19 protein-coding genes are annotated in these 21,538 nt (G+C 67.3%); 16 read left to right on the top strand and 3 right to left on the bottom strand.

Annotated features, from left to right (window positions below; translation table 11 throughout):
* Positions 1–36: 36 nt before the first annotated feature.
* From fadD3 to CJ177_RS25560, 5 genes are read left to right on the top strand one after another with little or no spacing between them, the layout of a single operon-like run.
* Entirely contained in the window at positions 37–1,584 is a 1,548-nt protein-coding gene (fadD3, locus tag CJ177_RS25580) for a 3-[(3aS,4S,7aS)-7a-methyl-1,5-dioxo-octahydro-1H-inden-4-yl]propanoyl:CoA ligase (protein ID WP_095868931.1), read from the top strand.
* Positions 1,581–2,453, top strand: a complete 873-nt coding sequence (locus CJ177_RS25575; RefSeq protein WP_005244687.1) for an enoyl-CoA hydratase — start codon at positions 1,581–1,583, stop codon at positions 2,451–2,453. Before fadD3 ends, CJ177_RS25575 begins: the two co-directional genes overlap by 4 nt.
* The gene (locus CJ177_RS25570) at positions 2,454–3,614 is read left to right on the top strand and encodes an acyl-CoA dehydrogenase family protein (protein ID WP_095868930.1); all 1,161 of its coding nucleotides are present in this window, start codon (positions 2,454–2,456) and stop codon (positions 3,612–3,614) included.
* A complete protein-coding gene (locus CJ177_RS25565) occupies positions 3,611–4,579 on the top strand; it encodes an acyl-CoA dehydrogenase family protein (protein ID WP_095868929.1) in 969 nt (322 codons plus the stop codon). The genes CJ177_RS25570 and CJ177_RS25565 overlap by 4 nt, the downstream gene beginning before the upstream one ends.
* Entirely contained in the window at positions 4,576–5,625 is a 1,050-nt protein-coding gene (locus tag CJ177_RS25560) for an acyl-CoA dehydrogenase family protein (protein WP_095868928.1), read from the top strand. Before CJ177_RS25565 ends, CJ177_RS25560 begins: the two co-directional genes overlap by 4 nt.
* 51 nt (positions 5,626–5,676) lie before the next feature.
* On the opposite strand, the gene CJ177_RS25555 is transcribed toward CJ177_RS25560, so the two are convergent.
* A complete protein-coding gene (locus CJ177_RS25555) occupies positions 5,677–6,489 on the bottom strand; it encodes an HAD family hydrolase (protein ID WP_095868927.1) in 813 nt (270 codons plus the stop codon).
* A 66-nt stretch (positions 6,490–6,555) separates the two neighbouring features.
* On the opposite strand from CJ177_RS25555, the gene CJ177_RS25550 reads away from it, so the two are divergent.
* Positions 6,556–7,437 (top strand): aldo/keto reductase, encoded by an 882-nt coding sequence (locus tag CJ177_RS25550; protein ID WP_025431798.1) that lies wholly within the window; start codon positions 6,556–6,558, stop codon positions 7,435–7,437.
* A gap of 66 nt (positions 7,438–7,503) precedes the next feature.
* Here CJ177_RS25550 and CJ177_RS25545 read toward each other — a convergent pair whose 3' ends face one another.
* Entirely contained in the window at positions 7,504–8,679 is a 1,176-nt protein-coding gene (locus tag CJ177_RS25545) for a cytochrome P450 (RefSeq protein ID WP_025431797.1), read from the bottom strand.
* Positions 8,680–8,820: 141 nt separating this feature from the next.
* Between CJ177_RS25545 and CJ177_RS25540 the strand changes: the two genes are divergently transcribed.
* The 3 genes from CJ177_RS25540 to CJ177_RS25530 all read left to right on the top strand — a co-directional run bounded on the left by CJ177_RS25540 (position 8,821) and on the right by CJ177_RS25530 (position 12,588).
* The gene (locus tag CJ177_RS25540; protein WP_005244694.1) at positions 8,821–9,672 is read left to right on the top strand and encodes an SDR family oxidoreductase; all 852 of its coding nucleotides are present in this window, start codon (positions 8,821–8,823) and stop codon (positions 9,670–9,672) included.
* Positions 9,669–10,397, top strand: coding sequence for an acetoacetate decarboxylase family protein (locus CJ177_RS25535; RefSeq protein WP_005244695.1), 729 nt, complete (start codon positions 9,669–9,671; stop codon positions 10,395–10,397). Before CJ177_RS25540 ends, CJ177_RS25535 begins: the two co-directional genes overlap by 4 nt.
* Before the next feature lie 154 nt (positions 10,398–10,551).
* Positions 10,552–12,588, top strand: coding sequence for a neutral/alkaline ceramidase (locus tag CJ177_RS25530; RefSeq protein WP_095868926.1), 2,037 nt, complete (start codon positions 10,552–10,554; stop codon positions 12,586–12,588).
* Positions 12,589–12,606: 18 nt separating this feature from the next.
* On the opposite strand, the gene CJ177_RS25525 is transcribed toward CJ177_RS25530, so the two are convergent.
* Complete coding sequence (locus tag CJ177_RS25525; RefSeq protein WP_095868925.1) at positions 12,607–13,506, bottom strand: LysR family transcriptional regulator; 900 nt, start codon at positions 13,504–13,506, stop codon at positions 12,607–12,609.
* Between the two features lie 110 nt (positions 13,507–13,616).
* Between CJ177_RS25525 and CJ177_RS25520 the strand changes: the two genes are divergently transcribed.
* The 7 genes from CJ177_RS25520 to CJ177_RS25490 all read left to right on the top strand — a co-directional run bounded on the left by CJ177_RS25520 (position 13,617) and on the right by CJ177_RS25490 (position 21,491).
* Positions 13,617–15,098 carry an aldehyde dehydrogenase family protein gene (locus CJ177_RS25520; RefSeq protein ID WP_005254482.1) on the top strand — a complete coding sequence of 494 codons (1,482 nt, stop codon included), beginning with the start codon at positions 13,617–13,619 and terminating at the stop codon, positions 15,096–15,098.
* Positions 15,095–16,813 carry a hypothetical protein gene (locus CJ177_RS25515; protein ID WP_095868924.1) on the top strand — a complete coding sequence of 573 codons (1,719 nt, stop codon included), beginning with the start codon at positions 15,095–15,097 and terminating at the stop codon, positions 16,811–16,813. The genes CJ177_RS25520 and CJ177_RS25515 overlap by 4 nt, the downstream gene beginning before the upstream one ends.
* Positions 16,813–17,817, top strand: a complete 1,005-nt coding sequence (locus tag CJ177_RS25510; protein ID WP_061042331.1) for a membrane dipeptidase — start codon at positions 16,813–16,815, stop codon at positions 17,815–17,817. The genes CJ177_RS25515 and CJ177_RS25510 overlap by 1 nt, the downstream gene beginning before the upstream one ends.
* Positions 17,814–18,566: a hypothetical protein gene (locus CJ177_RS25505; RefSeq protein WP_061697662.1), complete on the top strand. Its 753-nt coding sequence runs from the start codon at positions 17,814–17,816 to the stop codon at positions 18,564–18,566. Before CJ177_RS25510 ends, CJ177_RS25505 begins: the two co-directional genes overlap by 4 nt.
* On the top strand, positions 18,559–18,963 hold the full coding sequence (locus CJ177_RS25500) for a RidA family protein (RefSeq protein WP_005244702.1): 405 nt from the start codon (positions 18,559–18,561) through the stop codon (positions 18,961–18,963). The genes CJ177_RS25505 and CJ177_RS25500 overlap by 8 nt, the downstream gene beginning before the upstream one ends.
* Before the next feature lie 110 nt (positions 18,964–19,073).
* Positions 19,074–20,414 carry an MFS transporter gene (locus CJ177_RS25495; RefSeq protein WP_095868923.1) on the top strand — a complete coding sequence of 447 codons (1,341 nt, stop codon included), beginning with the start codon at positions 19,074–19,076 and terminating at the stop codon, positions 20,412–20,414.
* Between the two features lie 228 nt (positions 20,415–20,642).
* Positions 20,643–21,491, top strand: coding sequence for a hypothetical protein (locus tag CJ177_RS25490; RefSeq protein WP_061697660.1), 849 nt, complete (start codon positions 20,643–20,645; stop codon positions 21,489–21,491).
* Positions 21,492–21,538: the final 47 nt, after the last annotated feature.

Genomic DNA, 21,538 nt, shown 5'->3' with positions numbered 1-21,538 from the left:
ACCTACCAAGCACTTGCTAGGTAGGTAGGGAGCCCAGTGACCGAACAACCGACAACCACCCCGTCCGCCCTGAAACGGGCCGCACGCGAATTCGGCGAGCTCACAGCCGTGGCGGACGGCGACGTCCGTCTGACCTTCACACAACTGCACGACCGTGTCCGCGATTTCGCCGCAGCACTCAGCTCACAGGACGTGCGACCCGGCGATCACGTCGCGGTGTGGTCGCCCAACACGTATCACTGGGTGGTCGCGGCGCTCGGCATCCACTACGCCGGCGCGACTCTCGTCCCGATCAACACCCGGTACACGGCCACCGAGGCCCTCGACATTCTCGAGCGCACCAAGACCACCGCACTGGTGGTCGCGGGCAACTTCCTCGGCACCGACCGGTACGCGGCGCTGCGCGACGAGTCGAGCACCCTCGACCTGCCGACCGTCGTCCGGGTTCCGGTCGACGGCGGCGACGCCGAGGTGCCCGGCGTCTTCGACTTCGACGACTTCCTCGCCCTCGCCGACGAGGACACGCGCGCCGAGGCCGACGTCCGCGCGGCCGCCGTCTCCCCCGACGACGTCTCCGACGTCATGTTCACGTCGGGCACGACGGGCCGTAGCAAGGGCGTGATGAGTGCGCACCGGCAGTCGGTGGGCATCGCGCAGGCGTGGGGCGAGTGCGCCGAGGTGACCTCCGACGACAACTACCTGATCATCAACCCGTTCTTCCACACCTTCGGGTACAAGGCCGGGTTCCTGGTGTGTCTGCTGAACGGGGCGACGGTGGTCCCGATGGCGGTGTTCGACGTGCCGAAGGTGATGGCGACCGTGCACGACGAGCAGATCACCGTGCTCCCCGGCGCCCCCACGATCTTCCAGTCGATCCTGGACCACCCGGACCGTCCGAAGTACGACCTGTCCAGCCTGCGGGTCGCGATCACGGGCGCGGCCGCGGTTCCGGTCGCACTGGTGGAACGGATGCAGTCGGAGCTGAGCTTCGACGCCGTCCTCACCGCCTACGGTCAGACGGAGGCGGTGGTGGTCACGATGTGCCGGACCGACGACGACCCGGTGACCGTGTCGACCACGTCGGGTCGCGCCATCCCCGGGATGGAGGTCCGGATCGGCGACCAGGGCGAGATCCTGGTGCGCGGCGAGAACGTGATGCTCGGTTATCTCGACGACCCCGAATCGACCGCCAAGACCATCGATGCGGACGGCTGGTTGCACACCGGCGACGTCGGAACCCTGGACCACCGCGGTTACGTGGACATCACCGACCGCCTCAAGGACATGTACATCTCCGGCGGTTTCAACGTGTATCCCGCTGAGGTGGAGAACGCTCTTGCCCGACTCGACGGCGTCGCGGAGTCTGCAGTCGTCGGTGTGCCCGACGAGCGGATGGGCGAGGTCGGGCGGGCCTACGTGGTCGCCAAGGCGGGCGTCACGCTCGCCGAGGACGACGTGGTCGCGTTCTGCAAGGAGCGACTCGCCAATTTCAAGGTGCCCCGGTCGGTGCGCTTCGTGGACTCCCTCCCCCGGAACCCCTCCGGGAAGGTCATGAAAAACGTTCTGCGTGAGGAGAAGAAATGACGGTTCCGGACGAGGGTGACGTCGTCACCTACGAGGTGCGTGACGGTGTCGCATTCGTGACGCTCAACCGCCCCGACTACCGCAACGCCCAGAACTCGGTGATGACGTACGCCCTCGACGCCGCGTTCGAGCGGGCCGTCGAGGACGACGACGTGAAGGTGATCGTCCTTGCCGGCAACGGAAAGCACTTCAGCGCCGGGCACGACATCGGGACCCCGGGCCGGGACCATCACGTGCAGTACGACAACAAGGCCGTGATGTGGTGGGACCACGTCGACAAGCCGGGTGGCGACCAGCGGTTCGCGCGCGAGATGGAGGTCTATCTCGGGATGTGCCGTCGCTGGCGCGAGATCCCGAAGCCGACCATCGCGATGATCCAGGGTGCCTGCATCGCCGGCGGTCTGATGCTGGCGTGGGTGTGCGACCTCATCGTGGCGTCGGACGACGCGTTCTTCTCCGATCCGGTCGTACGTATGGGCATTCCGGGGGTCGAGTACTTCGCGCATCCGTGGATGCTCGGACCGCGGTTCGCGAAGGAAATCCTCTTCACCGGCGACCGGTTCACCGCGCAGCGCGCCTACGAGGTGGGCATGGTCAACCGCGTCGTGCCGCGCGAGGACCTGGAGCAGGAGACGCTCGCGATCGCCGGACGCATCGCCGCCATGCCCCGGTTCGGTCTCGCGCTCACCAAGAAGGCTGTCAACCAGTGCGAGGACCAGATGGGCATGCGGAACGGTATGGACTCCGTCTTCGGTCTCCACCACTTCGCGCACGCGCACAACGCCGAGATCGACACCGATCCGCTCGGCGGCATGGATGCCAAGTCGATGGCGGCCAGTGCACGCAACTCGAACGAAGGGGCGAAGTAAGTGGATCTCGAGTTCGACGCCGCCACCGTCGCCTTCCGCGAGGAGGTGCGGACCTTCCTGCGCGACAACGTTCCCGCCGAGCCGCTGCCGTCGATGGATACCGCGGAGGGTTTCGAGGCGCACCGCGAGTGGGAACGCACTCTCGCCGACGCCCGGCTGTCGGTGGTGTCGTGGCCGGAGGAACTGGGCGGACGGGACGCGTCGCTGCTGGAATGGGTGGTGTTCGAGGAGGAGTACTACCGCTCGGGTGCGCCCGGACGCGTCAGCCAGAACGGCATCTTCCTGCTCGCTCCGACACTGTTCGAGCATGCGAACGCCGAGCAGTTGACCCGCATCATGCCGCGGATGGCCCGCGCCGACGACATCTGGGCGCAGGCCTGGTCGGAGCCGGAGTCGGGTAGCGACCTCGCGTCGCTCCGTTCCACCGCCCGGCGCGTCGACGGCGGCTGGGTGCTGAACGGGCAGAAGACGTGGAGTTCGCGGGCGAGCTTCGCGGACTGGGGTTTCGGGCTGTTCCGGTCCGACCCGGACGCCCAGCGACACAAGGGCATCACGTACTTCATGTTCGACCTGCGCTCGAAGGGTGTCACCGTGCGCCCGATCGATCAGCTGGACGGCGAGCCCGGTTTCGCGGAGATCTTCCTCGAGGACGTCTTCGTCCCGGACGACCCTGCGAACCCCGGCGAGTCCGGAGTGATCGGCGGCGTGAACGAAGGCTGGAGCGTCGCAATGAGCACCGCGTCCAACGAACGCGGACTGTCGCTGCGCAGCCCGGGCCGTTTCCTCGCGACCGTCGACCGGCTCGTCGAACTGTTCCGGGACAGCGGACTCACCGACGACGCGGCCCTGCGAAACAAGGTCGCCGACGCCTGGATCGGTGCCCGCGCCTACCAGCTGAATACGTTCGGCACCGTCACCCGGCTCGCCGATGGCGGGCAGCTGGGCGCCGAATCGTCGATCAACAAGGTGTTCTGGTCGGAATGGGACATCACCACCCACGAGACCGCACTCGAACTGCAAGGCGCCTCGGCGGAGCTTGCGGACAACTGGATGGACGGCTACCTGTTCTCCCTGTCCGGTCCGATCTATGCCGGCACCAACGAGATTCAGAAGAACGTGATCGCCGAGCGGCTGCTCGGCCTACCGAAGGCGGATCGATGAGATTCACACTCGACTCCTCCCATCAGGACTTCGCGTCCAGCATCGACGCCCTGCTGTCGAAGTCGGACATGCCGGCGGTGATCCGGTCGTGGAACACCGGCGACACGGGTCCGGGCCTGAAGGTGTGGCAGCGCCTCGCCGAGACCGGAGTCAACGGACTGCTCATCGCGGACGAGCACGACGGACTGGGCGCCGACGCCGTCGACCTCGTCGTGGCCGTCGAACAACTCGGCCGCCATGCCGTTCCCGGCCCCGTGGCCGAGACCGTCGCGGTCGTGCCGGCCCTGCTCGCGCAGGTGGCTCCGGACCGGTTGGCGGCGTTGGCATCCGGTTCGCTCGCCACGGTCGCGGCCGCGCCGCACGTGCCGTTCGCCGTGGATGCGGACTCGGCCGATCTGGTCGTGCTCGTCGACGGTGCGACGGTGAGCCTCGGGCAGGCCGGGGCGGTGCAGAACTCGGTGGATCAGTCGCGACGGCTGTTCCCACTGACCGCCGGGGACGCCCTCGGCGACGCCGGCTTCGCGCCCGCGTTCGATCTCGGGGCGTTGGCCACCGCCGCCCAGTTGCAGGGACTCGGGCAGACCCTGCTCGACGTCACCACCGACTACGCCAAGCAGCGCAAGCAGTTCGGCAAGGTGATCGGACAGTTCCAGGCTGTCAAACATCACCTCGCCGAGGTCGCGGTCGGGCTGGAGATGTCGAGGCCGCTGCTGCACGGTGCGGCCATGGCGGTGCGGGACGAGTCCGCCGACAGTTCCCGGGACGTCGCGGCGGCGAAGGTCGCGTGCGGGGATGCCGCGTACCGGGCGGCGCGGGTGGCGCTGCAGGTGCACGGCGCCATCGGCTACACGCAGGAGCACGACCTCTCGCTGTGGCTCACCAAGGTCCGGGCACTGGTCACCGCTTGGGGCACCCCGGCGTTCCACCGCGGCCGCGTCGTCGATTCACTGGTGGGTGTGTCATGAGTTTCGACAACGAGGAGCGGGCCGCACTCAGGTCGTCGGTCCGGGATCTGCTGGGTAAGCATTCCGACTCGGCCGCCGTCCGCCGGGCGATCACCACCGACCACGGTTACGACGACGCGCTGTGGTCCAAGTTGTGCGAGCAGATCGGCGTCGCCGCCCTCGCCGTTCCGGAGAAGTACGACGGTGTCGGGGCGTCGCTGCTGGAAGTCCATGTGGTGCAAGAAGAGCTGGGCCGCACGCTGACGCCGTCGCCGATGCTGGGCAGCGCCGTGCTGGCCGCGCAGGCGCTGGTGCTGTCGGGGGACGATGACGCGTGTGCCCGACTGCTGCCCGGCATCGCGGCGGGTTCGGTGGCCGCGCTGTGCTGGGCGGGTGCGGACGGCTGGTCCGGTTTCGGGGTCACCGCGTCGGGCGAGGCGCTGTCGGGGACGGCGTCGTACGTGCTCGGCGGTGACGTCGCGGACGTGCTGCTGGTTCTCACGTCCGAAGGCCTGTTCGAGGTCGAGTCGGCGACGGACGGCGTCACGCGTCGTCGCGTCCCGGCGATGGACCCGACGCGTCCGCTGTCGGAGGTGACGTTCGACGGGGCCGCGGCGCGCAGGCTCGTCTCCCCCACCGACCTCGTCGACCAGGTGCGCACGGTCGCGCTGGTCGCGTTGTCGGCGGAACAGGTGGGCGCGGCGTCCGCGGCGCTGGAGCAGACGGTGGAGTACGCGAAGTCGCGCAAGCAGTTCGGCCGGGCAATCGGGTCGTTCCAGGCGCTCAAACACCGCATGGCCGACATGTACGCCCTCGTCGAGACGGCCCGGTCCATGTCGTACGCCGCGGCGCTGTCCGGGACGCACGAGGACGCGGTCATCGCGAAGGTGTACTGCTCGGAGGCGCTGCAGCACGTCGCGGCGGAGGCCGTCCAGCTGCACGGCGGCATCGCGATCACGTGGGAACACGACGCGCAGCTGTACTTCAAACGTGCACACGGGAGTGCACAGCTGTTCGGGCAGCCGCGCGAGTACCTGCCCGAACTCGCCTCGGCGGCCGGACTGTAGGCGGCTTCGCCGCCCGTGCGTGGTTAACGAGTCTCTGCACTCCTTAACCGCTCACGGGCGCAGCCCCTCCAGGTAGCTGGCGACCCCGTCTTCGTCGTTGCTGGGCAGGACGTGGTCGGCGAGGGCGAGGACTTCCGGCAGCGCGTTGGACGGGCAGAGTGCCGTGCCCGCCCACATCAGCATCGGGACGTCGTTGATGGCGTCCCCGGCCACGGCGACCTCCTCCGTCGAGATCCCGTCGACCGCACAGAGCTCCGCGAGCGCACTCGCCTTGGACACGCCGGACGCCGCCATCTCGACATACGGGGCGCCGGAGTGCGTCAGTTCGACGCCGTCGACGCCGGCCGCCACCGCCGCCCGGTACAGCTCCGCGCTGGGAACCTCCGGGTGCCGGGCGACGATCTTCACCATCGGCTCGTCGATGTCGGGCAGCAGTTCCGACAACATCATCTCGTGCGGGTGCCGGTGGTGGTCGGCGAACTCGCACAAGGCCGCGTACGCCGGTTCGGCGACGAAGCGCGTCGGGCCGATGTTCGCGAACACGACACCGGGCATCAACGTCCGCACCCGGTCCATCGCCGCCGCGGCCGACGCCATCGCGATGGTCGTCGTCGCCGTGATCACCGGGGTTCCGTCGGCCAGGTCGAGGACCACCGCCCCGTTCGCGCAGATCGCCTTGCCCCGGAATCCGCACGACTGCGCCAGCTCGTGCACCGAGTGCCGGGCGCGGGCCGTCGCCCACACAATCTCGACCCCCGACAGTCGCGCGTCCTCCATGGCCTGCGCGGTGCGAGGGGAGATCGTGCGGTCCGACCGCAGCAGGGTGCCGTCGAGGTCCGTCGCCAACAGCCGAATTTGCGTCACCTCCGCATGATGCCAGGCAGCGCATGTACCCCTCACGACCCCACCACAGTCGATAGCCTGGACAGCATGAGTCCTCGAGTACCCAGCATCGTGCTGAATTCCGGAACCATCCTCCCGCAGCTCGGCCTGGGAGTCTGGCAGGCGGACAACGACGAGACCGAACACGCCGTCGGGTTCGCCCTGGACGAGGCGGGCTACCGGCACATCGACACCGCCGCCGCATACGGCAACGAGGAAGGGGTGGGCCGTGGCATCGCGAACTCGGGAGTCGCCCGCGAAGACATCTTTCTCACCACCAAGTTGTGGAACGCCGATCAGGGCTACGAACCGGCGTTGAAGGCGTTCGACGCCAGCCTCGGACGTCTCGGCGTCGATTATGTCGACCTGTACCTGATCCATTGGCCGCTGCAGGACGACGACCGCATCCTCCGCACGTGGGATGCGCTGGAGAAGATCGCCGAGTCGGGTCGCGCGAAGGCGATCGGTGTGTGCAATTTCGAACCGCGTCACCTGCAGTTGCTGATCGACCGGGGCGGCGTCGTTCCGGCGGTCGATCAGGTGGAGTTGCACCCGCATCTGGCGCAGCAGGAGATCCGGACGTTCGCCGTCGACCACGGCATCGCCGTCGAATCGTGGAGCCCGCTCGGCGGCACCAGCAATTCGGGGTGGGGCGACAATTCGAAGCCGAACACGCTGCTCACGGATCCGATCATCACCCGCATCGGCGACCGGCACAGCAAGAGCCCGGCCCAGGTGCTGATCCGCTGGCATCTGCAGAGCGGGCTGATCGTCATTCCCAAGTCGGTCCACGAGTCGCGGATCCGCGAGAACATCGACGTGTTCGATTTCGAGCTCAGCGAGCAGGACCTCAGCGAGATCGAGACGATGGACGACGGCGTCCGCGTCGGAGCCCACCCGGACGAGTTGAACATCGGCGCACCGGAGTAGGCGCTTCGCGCCCGTGAGTGGTTGACGAGTCCAGAGACTCCTTAACCACGCACGGGCGCGGAGCGCCTAGAGCTTCACCGGCATCTCCTCGAGCCCCGACACGAAGTTGGCGGGACGACGCCGCAGTGGGCCGTCGTCGACGAGCACCATGTCCGGCAGCCGCGACAGCAGTTGCTCGAACATGATCTTCGCTTCGAGCCGGGCGAGTTGATTGCCGAGGCAGAAGTGGGTGCCGAAACCGAATGCGACGTGCGGGTTCGGCGACCGTTCGATGTCGAACACCTCGGGATGCTCGAACACCGCCTCGTCGAAGTTGGCGGATTCGAAGAGCAGCATCATCTTCTCGCCCTCGCGCAGGTCGGTTCCGAAGAATTCGACGTCGCGGGTGACGGTGCGGCACATGTTCTTGATCGGCGACGACCAGCGCAGCATCTCCTCGACCGCCGCCGGGATGCCGTCGGGGTCGTTCACGAGCCGCTGTTGCTGGTCGGGGTGCCGCATCAGTTGTTCCATGCCACCGCTGAGAACGTGCCGGGTGGTCTCGTCGCCGCCGATCAGGATCAGCAGGGTTTCGCCGACGATGTCCGGGTCGCTGAGCCGGTGACCGTCGATCTCGCTGTGCACGAGGATGCTGGTGAGGTCGTCCGTCGGATTCTGCCGCCGCTCCGCGATGGTGCGGAGCGTGAATTCGTTGAATGCCAGGTAGGCGTTGGCCTGTGCCTGGAGTTCCTCCTGGGTGGCGTTGCTGCCGAGGGCGTTCATCAGGTCGTCGGACCATTGCAGGAACGTGTCGCGTTCCTCGGGCCGCACGCCGAGCATGTCACCGACGACGGCCATGGGGAGCGGCGCCGCCAGATCGCGCACGAAGTCCACTTCGTCCTTGTCACACGCGGCGTCGATCAGGTGATCGCAGATCTCCCGGATCCGGTCGATCTTCGCTTCCACCTGCTTACGGGTGAAGCCGGCGTTGACGAGTCGGCGATGCTGCAGGTGCTGCGGGTCGTCCATGTCGATCATCTGCGGGAGCGGGCCCACCCCGGGCCGGATTCCGCCCGCGTTGGAGAACAACTCCGGATCGCGTTCGGCCGCCAGGACGGCCTCGTACGACGCGGCGCCGAGAATCCCGTCCGCGCGATACACCGGTTCGTGGGCGCGCATCCATGCGTAGGCCTGCCGCGGGTCGCCGAGCTCGCCCGAGTAGAACCGTCCGTCGATCAGATCGAATTCCGGCCTGTCCGTCATCGAGGTACTCCTCAGCATTGAATCCCGCCAATCGTGCCCTGATAATAGAACGTGTTCTTACTATGACGTAGTGGTATAGCGGCAAGTTTCACAGATCTTCGGCTCGAGAAGTGACACGAGTTCTATTACCTGGAGGTGGACGTGGTTACCAACGACGGCAGCAGCGGGCTCGCGAAGACGTCCGTACTCGTCACCGGCGGCGGCAGTGGTATCGGGTTGGGCGTCGCCACCGCCCTGGCGGCCGAGGGAGTGCACGTCACGATCTGTGGTCGCAACGAAGAGAAACTGGCACGCGCAGCGCAGCAGATCACCACCGACAATCCCGCGGGGACGGTCGACACGGTCACCGCCGACGTCACGAACGAGGACGACGTCATCCGCGCGGTCGCCACGGCGAGCGAGCGCACCGGGCAACTCGACGGCGTCGTCACGTGCGCAGGCGGGAACGAAACGGTGGGACCCGTGACCCAGCTGGACGTCGACGCGTGGCGGCGGACCGTGGACCTGAACGTCACCGGCACCATGCTGACGATCAAGCATTCCGCCCGGGCGCTCGTCGCCGCTGGCGGCGGTTCGATCGTCACCATCTCCTCGATCGCGAGCAGCAACACCCACCGCTGGTTCGGCGCATACGGTCCGTCCAAGGCGGGAGTCGACAATCTGACGCAACTCGCCGCCGACGAACTCGGGGCCAGCAACGTCCGCGTCAACTGCATCCGCCCCGGCCTGACCCGCACCGACCTCGTCGCGCTCATCACCGACGGCGGACCCGTCCTCGACGACTACATGGCCAACACCCCGATCGCACGGGTCGGCGAGGTCACCGACATCGCCGCGCTCGCCAAGTTCCTCCTCGGCCCCGACTCCACCTGGATCACGGGGCAGATCATCAACGTCGACGGCGGCCAGATGTTGCGTCGCGGGCCCGACTTCACGTCGATGTTCGAGCCCATGTTCGGCGCCGACGGTCTGCGCGGGGCGGTCGCGCCGTGACGTCGCATCAGATTCTCGGCAAGCAGGTCGACATGCCCGTGCAGATCCGGGCCGCGTCGGCGTTCATGGCGATGTATTCGGTGCCGACCGCCGCCGCCCAGTCGCTGATCGACTACACCGGCCTCGAGATCCTGCAGTTCCGGCCCGGACGCGGCATCTGCGTGCTCGTGTTCGTCGACTACGTGGACGGCGACCTCGGGCCGTACAACGAATTCGGGGTGGCGTTCCTCGTCCGCGACCACCGGGCCGACGGCACCTCGGTCCCCGGGGACCTGAAGGCGCTGGCCAAGGGCCGGGCCGGGGCGCTGATCCATCAACTGCCCGTCGACGGCGACTTCACCCTGGCCGCCGGACGCGGCATCTGGGGCTTCCCGAAGGTTCTGGCCGATTTCGACGTCGACCACACCGGTTCCGTCAAGCGCGGTTCGGTGAGCCGGGACGGCCGGCTGATCGCCCAGTTGAGCGTCAAACCGGGCATTCCGGTGCCGGGTTCGGGGGCCGGCACGTCGCTCGCCGCCTATTCGCACCTCGACGAACTCACCCGGTTCACCACCTGGGACATGAACCCGATCGGGGTCCGCTCCCGGCCCGGAGGCGCGGAGCTGAAACTGGGCAGCCACCCGATCGCCGACGAGCTGCGGTCGCTGGGACTTCCGAAACGGGCACTCGTCACATCCTCGATCCCCGAATTGACGATGACGTTCGGGGACGCGCGGCCCGTCTGACCGCACGTGAGTGGCGAAGCGTGCCCGCGCACGCTTCGCCACTCACATGGGGGTTGCGCCGATCACCGAACTGGGGTCCAATACCGGCTACGGTTCTGGACGCCTGACCAATTCGTGGCACCCCGGGGGGCGGCCGCCGAAAGGACGATCGGTAGTGCAGATCAGACGACGCAGCATGCTCGCGGGGGCGGCCCTGACTCCGGCGTTCGCCGCGCTCGGTTCCGGGACGGCGGCCGCAGAACCCGCCACCGACGGCGACGGCGAATTCCTCGTCGGTGTCGGCATTTCCGACGCCACCGGGCCGGTCGCCGACGTCGGGATGATGGGGTACTCCAGTTTCGAGCAGCGCGCCGAGGGACTGCATCAGCGGACCCGGGCGCGGGCATTCGTGTTCGCCGAGGCCGGCCGGCAGCGCGTGGTCTACGTGTGCGTCGACGTGTGCATGATCTTCCAGTCCGTGCACGACGCCGTGCTGGCTCGGCTCGCGGAACTCCACGGCGGCCTGTACACGGAGCGGAACGTCATGCTCACGGCGGTGCACTCCCACGCGGCGTGCGGCGGCGCGTCCCACGACTACGCCTACAACCTCGCCGTGCTCGGCCACAACCGTCAGGTGTTCGACGCCGAGGTCGGTGGCATCGTCGAGGCGATCACCGCCGCGCACGCTTCCCTCGCCCCCGGTTCGGTGTCGTACGGGCGCAGCGAACTCACCGATGCCAGCGTCAACCGTTCGCGGATCGCCTTCGACCGCAACCCCGCCGAGGACCGGGACTACTATCCCCTGGGCATCGACACCTCGATGCGGGTCCTGCGAATCACGCAGGGCAGCAGAGACGTCGGGGCGATCAACTGGTTCCCGACCCACGGCGCTTCGCTCACCAACACGAACCATCTGATCTCCGGTGACAACAAGGGCGCGGCCGCCTACTTCTGGGAGCACGACCACGAGGGTGTCCGTTACCTCGACGACGACAGGCCGCATTTCGTCGCCGCGTTCCCGCAGACGAACACCGGCGACATGTCCCCCAACCTCGACCTCCGGCCCGGCCACGGTCCCACCGACGACGAGTTCGAGAACACCCGCATCATCGGGCAGCGGCAGGTCGCGGCAGCACGGACGGCGTGGGAGTCGGCGTCGGAGACCCTCACCGGCGGCGTGGACAGCCGAATCATGTACCTCGACATGGCCAATCAGGAGGTCGGCGGCGAATTCACCCCCGACGGCCGCACGTACCGGACGTCCCCCGCGTGCGTCGGGGCCGCCATGAGCGCGGGCAGCACCGAGGACGGTCCGGCCATCCCGATCTTCCCGGAGGGCACCACCAATCCGCTCGTCGACGCACTCGGCGGGATGGACGCGCCGATCCCGCAGTGGCTGCAGGATGCGCAGGCCCCGAAACTCGTGCTGGTGGCCGTCGGTCTGCTGCCACCCGACGGGTGGGTTCCGCACGTGCTGAAGATTCAGATCATTCGCATCGGCGGGGTGTACGTCGTCGGTGGCCCAGCGGAATTCACGATCGTGTCCGGGCTGCGGATCCGGCGCACCGTCGCCGACAGACTCGGTGCCCCGCTGGAGAACGTGATCTTCCAGGGTTACGCCAACTCGTACGCGAGTTACTGCACCACCCCGCAGGAGTACGACGCGCAGCAGTACGAGGGCGGCTCGACCCTGTTCGGCCGATACACACTGCCCGCGTACCAGCAGGGATTCGCGGCGCTCGCGGACGCTTTACGCACCGGGAGCGACGTTCCCCGCGGACCGGCACCCCGCGACCTGTCTCAGTTCCAGCCCTACCTCGGTCCGGGCATCGACCGCGACGAACCGCCCGCAGGCCGCGTCTTCGGCGACGTGCTGACCCAGCCCGCCGCGAAAGCGTCGGCGGGCGAACAGATCGCGGTCGAATTCGTCACCGGCCACCCCCGGAACGACCCGCGTCGAGGTGGCACGTTCCTCGAGATCCAGCGCCGCGGCGGCGACGGCTGGGTGCGTCACGCCGACGACGGCGACTGGTCCACCAAGTTCCGCTGGACGCGCACCGGGCCGAACCAGTCGGTCGCGCGCATCACGTGGGACGTCCCGGACGGAACACCCGCCGGGCACTACCGTGTTCAGCACTTCGGCAACAGCCGCGACGCGGCAGGCGCGATCGCCGCGTTCACCGGGACGTCGAACGAATTCGAGGTCGGCTAGCCGCCGGACTCCGCGCACCTACCGGGTTTCGTCCGTCAGGTCGAGGGACGATGCGACGTCGAGGAAGTGCCGGATCGCCGGGACCTGTTGCCGGTCGGCGCGATACGCGACCGAGACGGTCGACGCCGCCTGCGGATCGGACAGCGCGACGTACCGCAGGTCCGGTAGGTGCAGGGCCCTGAGACTGGCGGGGACGATGGTGACGCCGGTGTTCGCGGCGACCAAACCGAGGAGGGTGGGAAACTGCACTGCCTCCTGGGCGGCCTCCAACCGGAAGCCCGCGTGGTGGCACAGGGCGGCAATGTGGTCGTAGAGTCGCGAAACCTGGCCTCGCGGAAAGGTGAGGAACCGTTCGTCGCGCAATTCGACGAGCCACACCGACGTCCGGTTCGCGAAGGGATGCGACGAGTGCATCGCGACCAGTAGCGGTTCGCGGGTCAGCGGGCGCACCACGATGCCCTTCGCGCGGTCGACTTCCCGCACCAGTCCGATGTCGAGAATTCCGTCGGCGATCCCGGACAGCTGACGGTCGGTCGTCGACTCGGACAGTTCGACCTGGACTCCGGGCCACGCCTTCTGCAGGGCGAGCACCGTGGCGGGAACGATCCTCAACGCGGCGGAACTGACGAATCCGATGCGGAGCAGTCCGACCTCACCGTGCGCGACCTGCTCCACTGCCGCCAGCGCATGGTCGGCTTCCGCAAGGACGCGTCGGCCCTCGTCCAGGAGCACCCGGCCCGCGTCGGTCAGCTCGACGCGTCGCGTGGTTCGCTCGAACAGAGTGGTTCGCAGTTCCTTCTCGAACTTGCTGATCTGCTGACTGAGCGCCGGCTGTGCGATGTGCAGGCGTTCCGCGGCGCGCCTGAAGTTCATCTCCTCGGCCACCGTGACGAAGTATCGAAGCTGCCGCAGTTCCACGCGATTGATACTTGCAACTTATCAGTCGGTTGACAATAGGTACTTCTGCACGGTGTGTGCCCGGCCTAGCGTTGAGGGCACCGAATCACCATGCCATCGAGGAGTCAGCAGTGGAGCACCACGTCACCGCGCCGGACACGGACAATTTTCTACGCCACCTGATCGGCGGTGACTGGGTGGACGGGGAAGGTCCGGTCACCACGACGACGAACCCGTCCGACGAGACCACCGTCGCCGAATACCACCAGGCCGACACCCGTCTCCTCGACGCAGCGGTGTCCGCTGCAGTGTCGGCCCGGCGGGAGTGGGACGACCGCGGGATCATCGCCCGCGGACTGGTCCTGCGCCGGGCCGCCGAGATCCTGGCCGAGCGTGCGGACGAGATCGCGGAGCTGATGACCCGAGAGCAGGGCAAGACCCTCCCCGAATCGCGCGCCGAAGTCGGGGCCACCGTCGAGACCCTCCACTACCACGCAGCGCAGGCGAGGAACGCCGACGGCGCCACCTACCCTTCTTCTCATCCCGACGAGGTGATTCGGACGGTCCGCCGGCCGCTCGGCGTGGTCGCCGCCATCACCCCGTGGAACTTCCCGCTCCAGATCCCGGCCTGGAAGCTGGCGCCTGCACTGCTCTGGGGCAACACGGTCGTCTGGAAACCCGCCAGCGACACCGTTGCGGTTGCCGCGGCCTTCGCCGAAGTCCTTGCCGCAGCCGGTGTCCCGGCAGGTGTCCTCAACATGATCCTGGGACCCGGCCCGATCGGCGCCGAACTTGTTGCCCGGGAGGAGGTCTCCGGAGTCACCTTCACCGGGTCGGTACCGGTGGGCAGGTCGATCCAGGCTGCCGCCGTGCCCCGCGGCGCGAAGGTCCAGATGGAACTCGGCGGCCACAACGCGGCAATAGTGCTCCCCGACGTCGATCCGCACGACGCAGCAGCCGTGTTGATCGCCGGCGCCATGGGAAGCACCGGTCAGAAATGTACGGCGACGAGAAGGATCATCGCGGTCGGCGACGCCTACGACGCACTCGTTCCCGAGCTCGTCGCCCGCGTCGAGGAACTGGTGGTCGGTGACGGACTGGCACCCGAATCGCAGGTCGGCCCGCTCGTCTCGCCCCGCGCGGCAAAGGAGGTAACGGCCGCGGTCGACCAGGCGCTGTCCGAGGGCGCCGAATTGCTGGCGCGCGCACCACTGCCCACCTCGGGTGCCGCGTTCGTCGCTCCCACTCTGCTGGCGGGCAGCACCGAATTGACCATCTGCCGAGAGGAGGTGTTCGGCCCGGTGACCACGGTGTTGCGCGCGAAAGACCTCGACGAGGCCGTCACCATGGCGAACGCGACGCCCTTCGGCCTCACCGCCGCGGTGTTCACCTGTGACGAGCGCGCCGTTCGTCGCTGCATCCGTGACCTCGAAGCGGGACTGATCAAAGTCAACGCCCCCAACACCGGGTCCGAACTCCACGCTCCCTTCGGCGGACTCAAGGACTCGTCCTTCCCTGCTCCCCGCGAGCAGAATGCGGCAACCAGCGCCGAGTTCTTCACGTGGAGCAAGATCGCCTACGCCCGCACCGGAACGCCGAGGAGCGACGCATGAGGCCGACCGACACGCTCCGCCGGACGCAGACCCTGGCACGATCGCCCGAGCAGGTCCTGGACCCGGCCGACATGGGAGCGGCACGCTGCACCCGTCACAGCTTCGCCCGGTCCTTCCTCCGAACGGCGGCCGCGCAGAACTGGCTGGTGGAACGCGAGAGGTGGGACGTCGACGGCGCCGGCCGCGGCGACATCGTGTACCGCGTCGTCATCGGTTCACACGAGGTGCGATTCGTCGTGTTTTCGGCGACCCTCACCGAGAGCGATCGAACCGATCGTGTCATCGCCAAGGCCTGGGACGTCACGGGCGCCCTGATCGAGGGACCGCTGACCGAGAGCCGGTTGAACGCATTGCGGGTGCAGGTACCGCGTCAGGAAGAAGGCCGGGCGGACGACGGCACTCTCATCTGGACGCGGGCGAACCGCAGTGCCCGATTCTTCGACTACGTCGTCGACCGCCTCTCCGAGGGCGACCAACCGGACATCACGACCATGGGCGAGGCCGCCTACATTCTGCGGAGCACCGCGTTCTACGGCAACGGAAAGTTCGGGCTCGCTGATTTCGATCGGCTCGACGCCGACCATCCCCTGCGTCTGCCCTACCGGGCACACATGCTGACCGCCTGGCTGTTGCGCGAGCTCAGTTACGACCTCGTCGAGCACTGTGCCCGCGCCCGAAACCCTCTGTCGGTGCGGCTGTCCGGAGACTGGCGACGCTACCTCGGGCTGGGCAACGCAACAGGTCTCGGCATGGTGCCCTACGTGATCAACCACCCGCACGTGCTCGACGCCTGGTGTGCCACGCGGGAACTCCCGCTCGCTCACGCGCTGACACAGGCGACCACGCCCGCCGATCGACGCATCCGCACTGCCGGCGACCTGCTCGAGCGAGCCGCCCACTACTTCCGCGAACGCGCAGACCTGGCGACTGCCCCCTTCGTACCGTGCGGCGAACTCTCGTCCCGACTCGAACCACTCCGGGCCATGCTGGCCGAGTACATCGACAGCGGGACGATCGGCGGGGAGGCCACGACCCATGCGTGGCGGACGCTCCACGAGCACGCGGCGACAATCGGTCCCGAGGGACGCGCCGTCGTGGACAGCGTGATCGTCGAGGTACATCCTCAACTCGACGCCGAGGTCGAGGAGTTGCTGTGCTGCGATCAGCGGCAGGACGTCGATCCCGCACAGACCTGCGCCCAGTTGCGCTTCGCCCTCCGAGAGCGCTACGGGTGGGTGCGGCGCTTCGACTTCGACGATCCCGACGAGCTGGCCCATTTCTGGTTCTCCTCGGAGAACAACGAGGAGCCGCGTCGCGGACGCAGGGGCATCGATCCCGGCGAGAACGTCGAGCATCCGATCGACATCGCCCGGTCCGTCGCCTCTCTGGACCGCGATCTCGCGGCGGCACATGACGAAGCGTCCGTCGCCGCGTTTCTCGTCGAGCATCCTCGGCACCGCGGCATCGTCGCCCGAGTCCAGACGCTCGCCGATGTCCCGTATTCGGAAGCACACGACAACCTGCTCGCCGAGAAGTTCCTTCCCCTGAATCTGCAGAGATTCCAACTGGCGATGTACGGGATGGACAACTACAGCCCGCAATCGACCGACTGGCTCCGCGTGACCCTCTACTCGGGAGCCCCACGGGCCGACGACGTCGCCGCCGGAGTCGACGACGACTGGATCTTCACCCGCAAGCCGCGAAAGGATTCCTAGTGCACACGCTCACTCACTCCGACCTGCTGGTGGTGGACGGACTCCAGATCAACAACTGGGATCGGAAGGTCCTCGAGGAACTCCGAGCCGGTGGCGTCACGGGTGTGAACGCCACTTGCGCGGTGTGGGACGGGCCGACCGACACCCTCGGCGCCGTCGCGCAGTGGTATCAACTCGCCGCCGACAACAAGGACATCGTCACCCTCGCGGAGACGTCCGAAGACATTCGCGCTGCGAAGCGGGACAACCGAATCGCCGTACTCCTCGGGTTCCAGAACTCCTCGCCGTTCGGGGACGACTACCGGATGGTAGAGATCTTCCATCGTTTGGGCGTTCGTGTCGCGCAACTCACCTACAACATTCAGAACCTGGCGGGCGGCGCCTGCTACGACGAGCACGACTCGGGACTCACCGCGTTCGGGCGAATCATGGTCGCCGAGATGAACCGCGTGGGGATGCTCGTCGATCTCTCCCACGTCGGCAACCGCACCTGCCTGGATGCGATCGACGCATCCGAAAAGCCCGTCGCGATCACCCATTCGAACCCGACCTGGTTCGTCGACAGCCCCCGCAACAAGCCGGACGAGGTCATCGACGCGCTGGCCGCCCGCGGCGGCGTGATCGGCTGCTGCCTCTACCCCAACGTTCTCGGAGGGGAAGCCACCTCCAGTTCCGACTTCGCGGTCATGGTCGCGCGACTCGTGGATCAGATCGGACCCGACCACGTCGCGATCGGGAGTGACTGCACCCGGAACTGGTCGGAGGACTACGTCGCGTGGTTGCGCAACGGTCGCTGGCGACCGCCCAGCCAGAATCCCGTCGAACCCGAGTGGCCCATGTGGCCGAACTGGTTTTCGGGCCCGTCCGACTTCCCGGTTCTCACCGAGTGCCTGCAGGAGGTCGGACTCGACGACGAGACCATCGCGAAGATTCTCGGTGAGAACTGGCTGCGGATCTTCGACGAAGTCTTCCCCGGCCTGCAGAAGACACAGGAACGCCGATGACCGACATGCTCACCCACACATCCGAGCAGGACGCATTCCCCACCACGAACAACCGAATCAGGTTGGCGGTACGGGAGGTTCGCGAGACCGCCTTCCGAGCGCTGTACGCGGCCGGGGTCAGCTCCGGCGAGGCCGCCGCCGCGGCCGACACCGTGACGGCGATGCAACTCCACGCGCGTACCGGGATCGACACTCTCCTGGAAACGCTGGACCGGCTCGATTCGACGAGCAGTCCCGCCGGTGTGTCGCTGTCGAGAAATTCCGCCGTCGACATCGTCGACCACTCGCCCCGGAGCGGTCTGCTGTCGGGACCCCTCGCGGTCGACCTCGCGCTGTCGCAATCGCGACCGGTTCTGCTGTCCCGGATCGACGACCACGAGGCCGTCGACTGGTACGCCCTGCGCGCCGCGTCCCGTTCCGGCACGACGCTGTGGCTGGTCACTCTCGATGACCGTGGGCGGCACACGAGCGCGACGGTCGTGACAGCAGCCGGCGACATGCACCGCGACGTCGCTGTCACAACGGCGCTCGAACCCGACGTGACAATCCACGATGAATACGGCGGAGGCACGCTCGTCCTGACCGCACCACACGCCACGGACGCGTCCCGTCCCGTCCACACCGCGGTCGAACGCGAGACGCGATACCGCCACGCCGTCTCGTACGGCGTCTTCGTCGACACTGCGAAGTGGTCGCGGGCGTACGCGCTCGGCAGGCGATTCCTCGTTCCGGAGGCAAACCATGACTGACCAGCGTGAACTCGTCGCACATCCGCGCGGCACCGAACGACCGTATTCGAGAGCCGCAGTGTTCGCCGGCACCATCTGGGCCTGCGGGCAGATCCCCACCACTGCGGACGGACAGACCCCGGCCGCGATCGGAGATCAGGTGAAGGTCGCACTGGACAATCTGGAAGCGACGCTCCTGGCTTCGGGCGGCGGGCTGCACACGCTCCTGAAGACCACCGTGTACCTGGCGGATCTCTCGGAGTTCGACGAATACAACGCCGCGTATCTCGACCGGCTGGAAGGGATTCCACTACCACCACGGACAACCGTGGAGGTCGCGCGCTTCCGCGGCAGCAAGAGAATCGAAATCGACGCGGTTGCCGCCGTCGACCAACGAATTGATAAGCACGAAGCATGAATTGGTAGGAGATTGGTAATTCCGCGCCGCCGATTCACTTCCTAATGTGGCAGCAACCACATCACGTGGGGACCGACCCTCAAGCCCACACCTCCGATGGGATTCCTCAGATGAACCTCGACACCACCGTCACCGCCCGATCGGGCGTCACACTGGACAACGCCAGGCTCAACGGCTTTCACGCCAAACTCGCCCTCTTCTCCTCGGGCGGCCCCTTTCTCGACGGCTACATCCTCAGCATCATCGGCATCGCCATGGTTCAGATCCAGGCGCAATGGGACATGAGCGCACTGTGGGCCGGCCTCATCGGGTCTTCGGCTCTCATCGGCGTCTTCCTCGGCGGTGCCGTGTTCGGCGCAGTGACCGATCGGATCGGCCGAAAGTTGATGTACACCATCGACCTGATCGTGATCATCGTCTGCTCGGTGCTGCAATTCTTCGCGGCGGACGAAATGCAACTGTTCATTCTGCGCTTGATCATCGGCATCGCGGTCGGCGCCGACTACCCCATCGCCACCGCCCTCGTGACGGAGTTCGCACCGAAGGCCTGGCGCGCCAAACTCGTCGGCGGCCTGAACGCCATGTGGTTCGTGGGCGCAACCACCGCCGCGTTCGTGGGTTACCTTCTGCTCAGCCATCCCGATGGATGGAAGTGGATGCTGCTGTCCTCGGCGGTTCCCGCCACCCTGGTCGTGATCGCGCGCACGAGTATCCCCGAGTCGCCGCGCTGGCTTCTCAGCAAGGGACGTTCAGCGGAGGCGCTGACGGTGTTGCGCAAGACGATCGGAAACGATGCGACTCTGGACGATCTGCCCGACGAGGAAGGGACCACATCGATTCGCGGACTGATGCGCGGAGGGTACCTGCAGCGGGTCGTCTTCATTTCGATCTTCTGGACGTGCACGATCGTGACCCTGTTCGCCATCTACGCATTCGGGCCGCAGATCCTCGAGCTCTTCAACCTCGGTTCCGGAAATCTGGCCCACATCGGCTACGGGCTCATCAACCTGTTCTTCCTCATCGGCAATGTCGTCGCGCTGCTGCTCGTCGATCGGCTCGGTCGCCGGCCGATCTTGATCTGGGGGTTCGTCCTCTCCGGTCTCGGATTGCTCTTCCTCGCGATCAAGCCGGACGCAGGCCTGTGGGTGATCGCATTCGCATTCGCGATCTACGCACTCTTCAACGGCGGACCCTCCATCCTCGAATGGATCTACCCCAACGAACTGTTCCCCACCGAGGTGCGGGCCACTGCGGTCGGCCTCTGCACGGGGATCAGCCGGATCGGCGCGGCGATCGGCACCTTCGCCACCCCGTGGGCGCTGTCCAACCTCGGACTCTCCGCAACGATGTACATCGCCGCGGGCATAGCCGCGGTGGGAGCACTCGTCAGCTTCCTCATGGCCCCGGAGACCCGGGGAACGGACCTGAGCGACGCCGCCGCACTGCGCTGAGCGCTCCGAATAACGCCGCTGCTGCCGGGCGCCAGTCCCCGGCGGCAGCGGCGTCACCATGTCCACGCGCGTATCGGCGACCCAGGAGGGTGCCCCCGCTCACAAGCGGCGCCGCAGTGTCTAGCCCACCACATCGACGTTGCACCCCAACGCATTTCACGCTCATCCGTCACACCACCGACCGTGCGATGAAACTACCCGGCAATACTTCCGGACGACAGTGGGCGCATGAACGATGCCGCGAGAGAACCCGGAGTTCATGTCAACGCGTGCGAGGCGTGCGGTCGGCTTCCGCACCCCCGTCGCGTCCGCCTGGCGCTCGCGAAACTGTGCGCCGTCTTTCCCGTCGAACTATTGCTCCATGCCTTGGTCATTCATTTCCACGTCTCCTACCTGATGACCGTCACGGTCCTGACCGTCAGTACCACGGTGTTGGTGATCTGGGTGGTGGAGCCGTCGGCGATGAGACTGCTCGGCGGCTGGCTGCACGGTCCGCCCGACGGCAGACACGGCGATCTCCCGACCGGACAGTCGCTCTGGCGCATCCGTGTCCGGGTGAGCGACCAACCGGGACAGCTCGAATCGCTGGCGCGCAACCTCGCGAAGCTGGACGCCAACATCCTGACCGTGCACGTCCATCACCTGGACGGCGGTTCGCTCGACGAGCTGATCGTCGGCGCGGACCGGGAGACGCCACCGGACGCGCTGTCGCATGCCGTCCGGGCCGGGGGCGGTCGCAGTGTGGGCATCTGGCCGGCGTCGGCGCTCGCGCTGATCGACGGACAGACGAAGGCGCTGACGTTGGCGTCGCGGGTGGCGGCCGATCCGTCCGAACTACCCCTGTCGATCGCGGAGCTTCTCGGCGCCCAGTACGTCGATTCGCGAGTGAGCGACCATCCGACCACGGCGGCGTCCGTCGCGATCCCGTCGGGCGAGGGCGAGCCGCTCGTCTTCGTGCGGCCGGCCGACGAGCCGTTCACTCCGGCCGAGATCGCGCGTGCTCGTCGCCTCAGCGAGTTGGCGCAGCGAACACGCGAGACCGCGAACGCGGGGGGACTCGCCGAGCCTGCCACGTGATCTTGCGGACGTCCCCGACGGCGGCCTGGGTGCGAGAGACACTACGA

The sequence above is a fragment of the Rhodococcus sp. ACPA1 genome, from assembly GCF_002300195.1.
In the GTDB taxonomy this organism is placed as follows: domain Bacteria; phylum Actinomycetota; class Actinomycetes; order Mycobacteriales; family Mycobacteriaceae; genus Rhodococcus_F; species Rhodococcus_F opacus.
The sequence above is the reverse complement of the archived record's forward strand: the minus strand, read 5'-3'. Positions and strand labels throughout refer to the sequence as shown.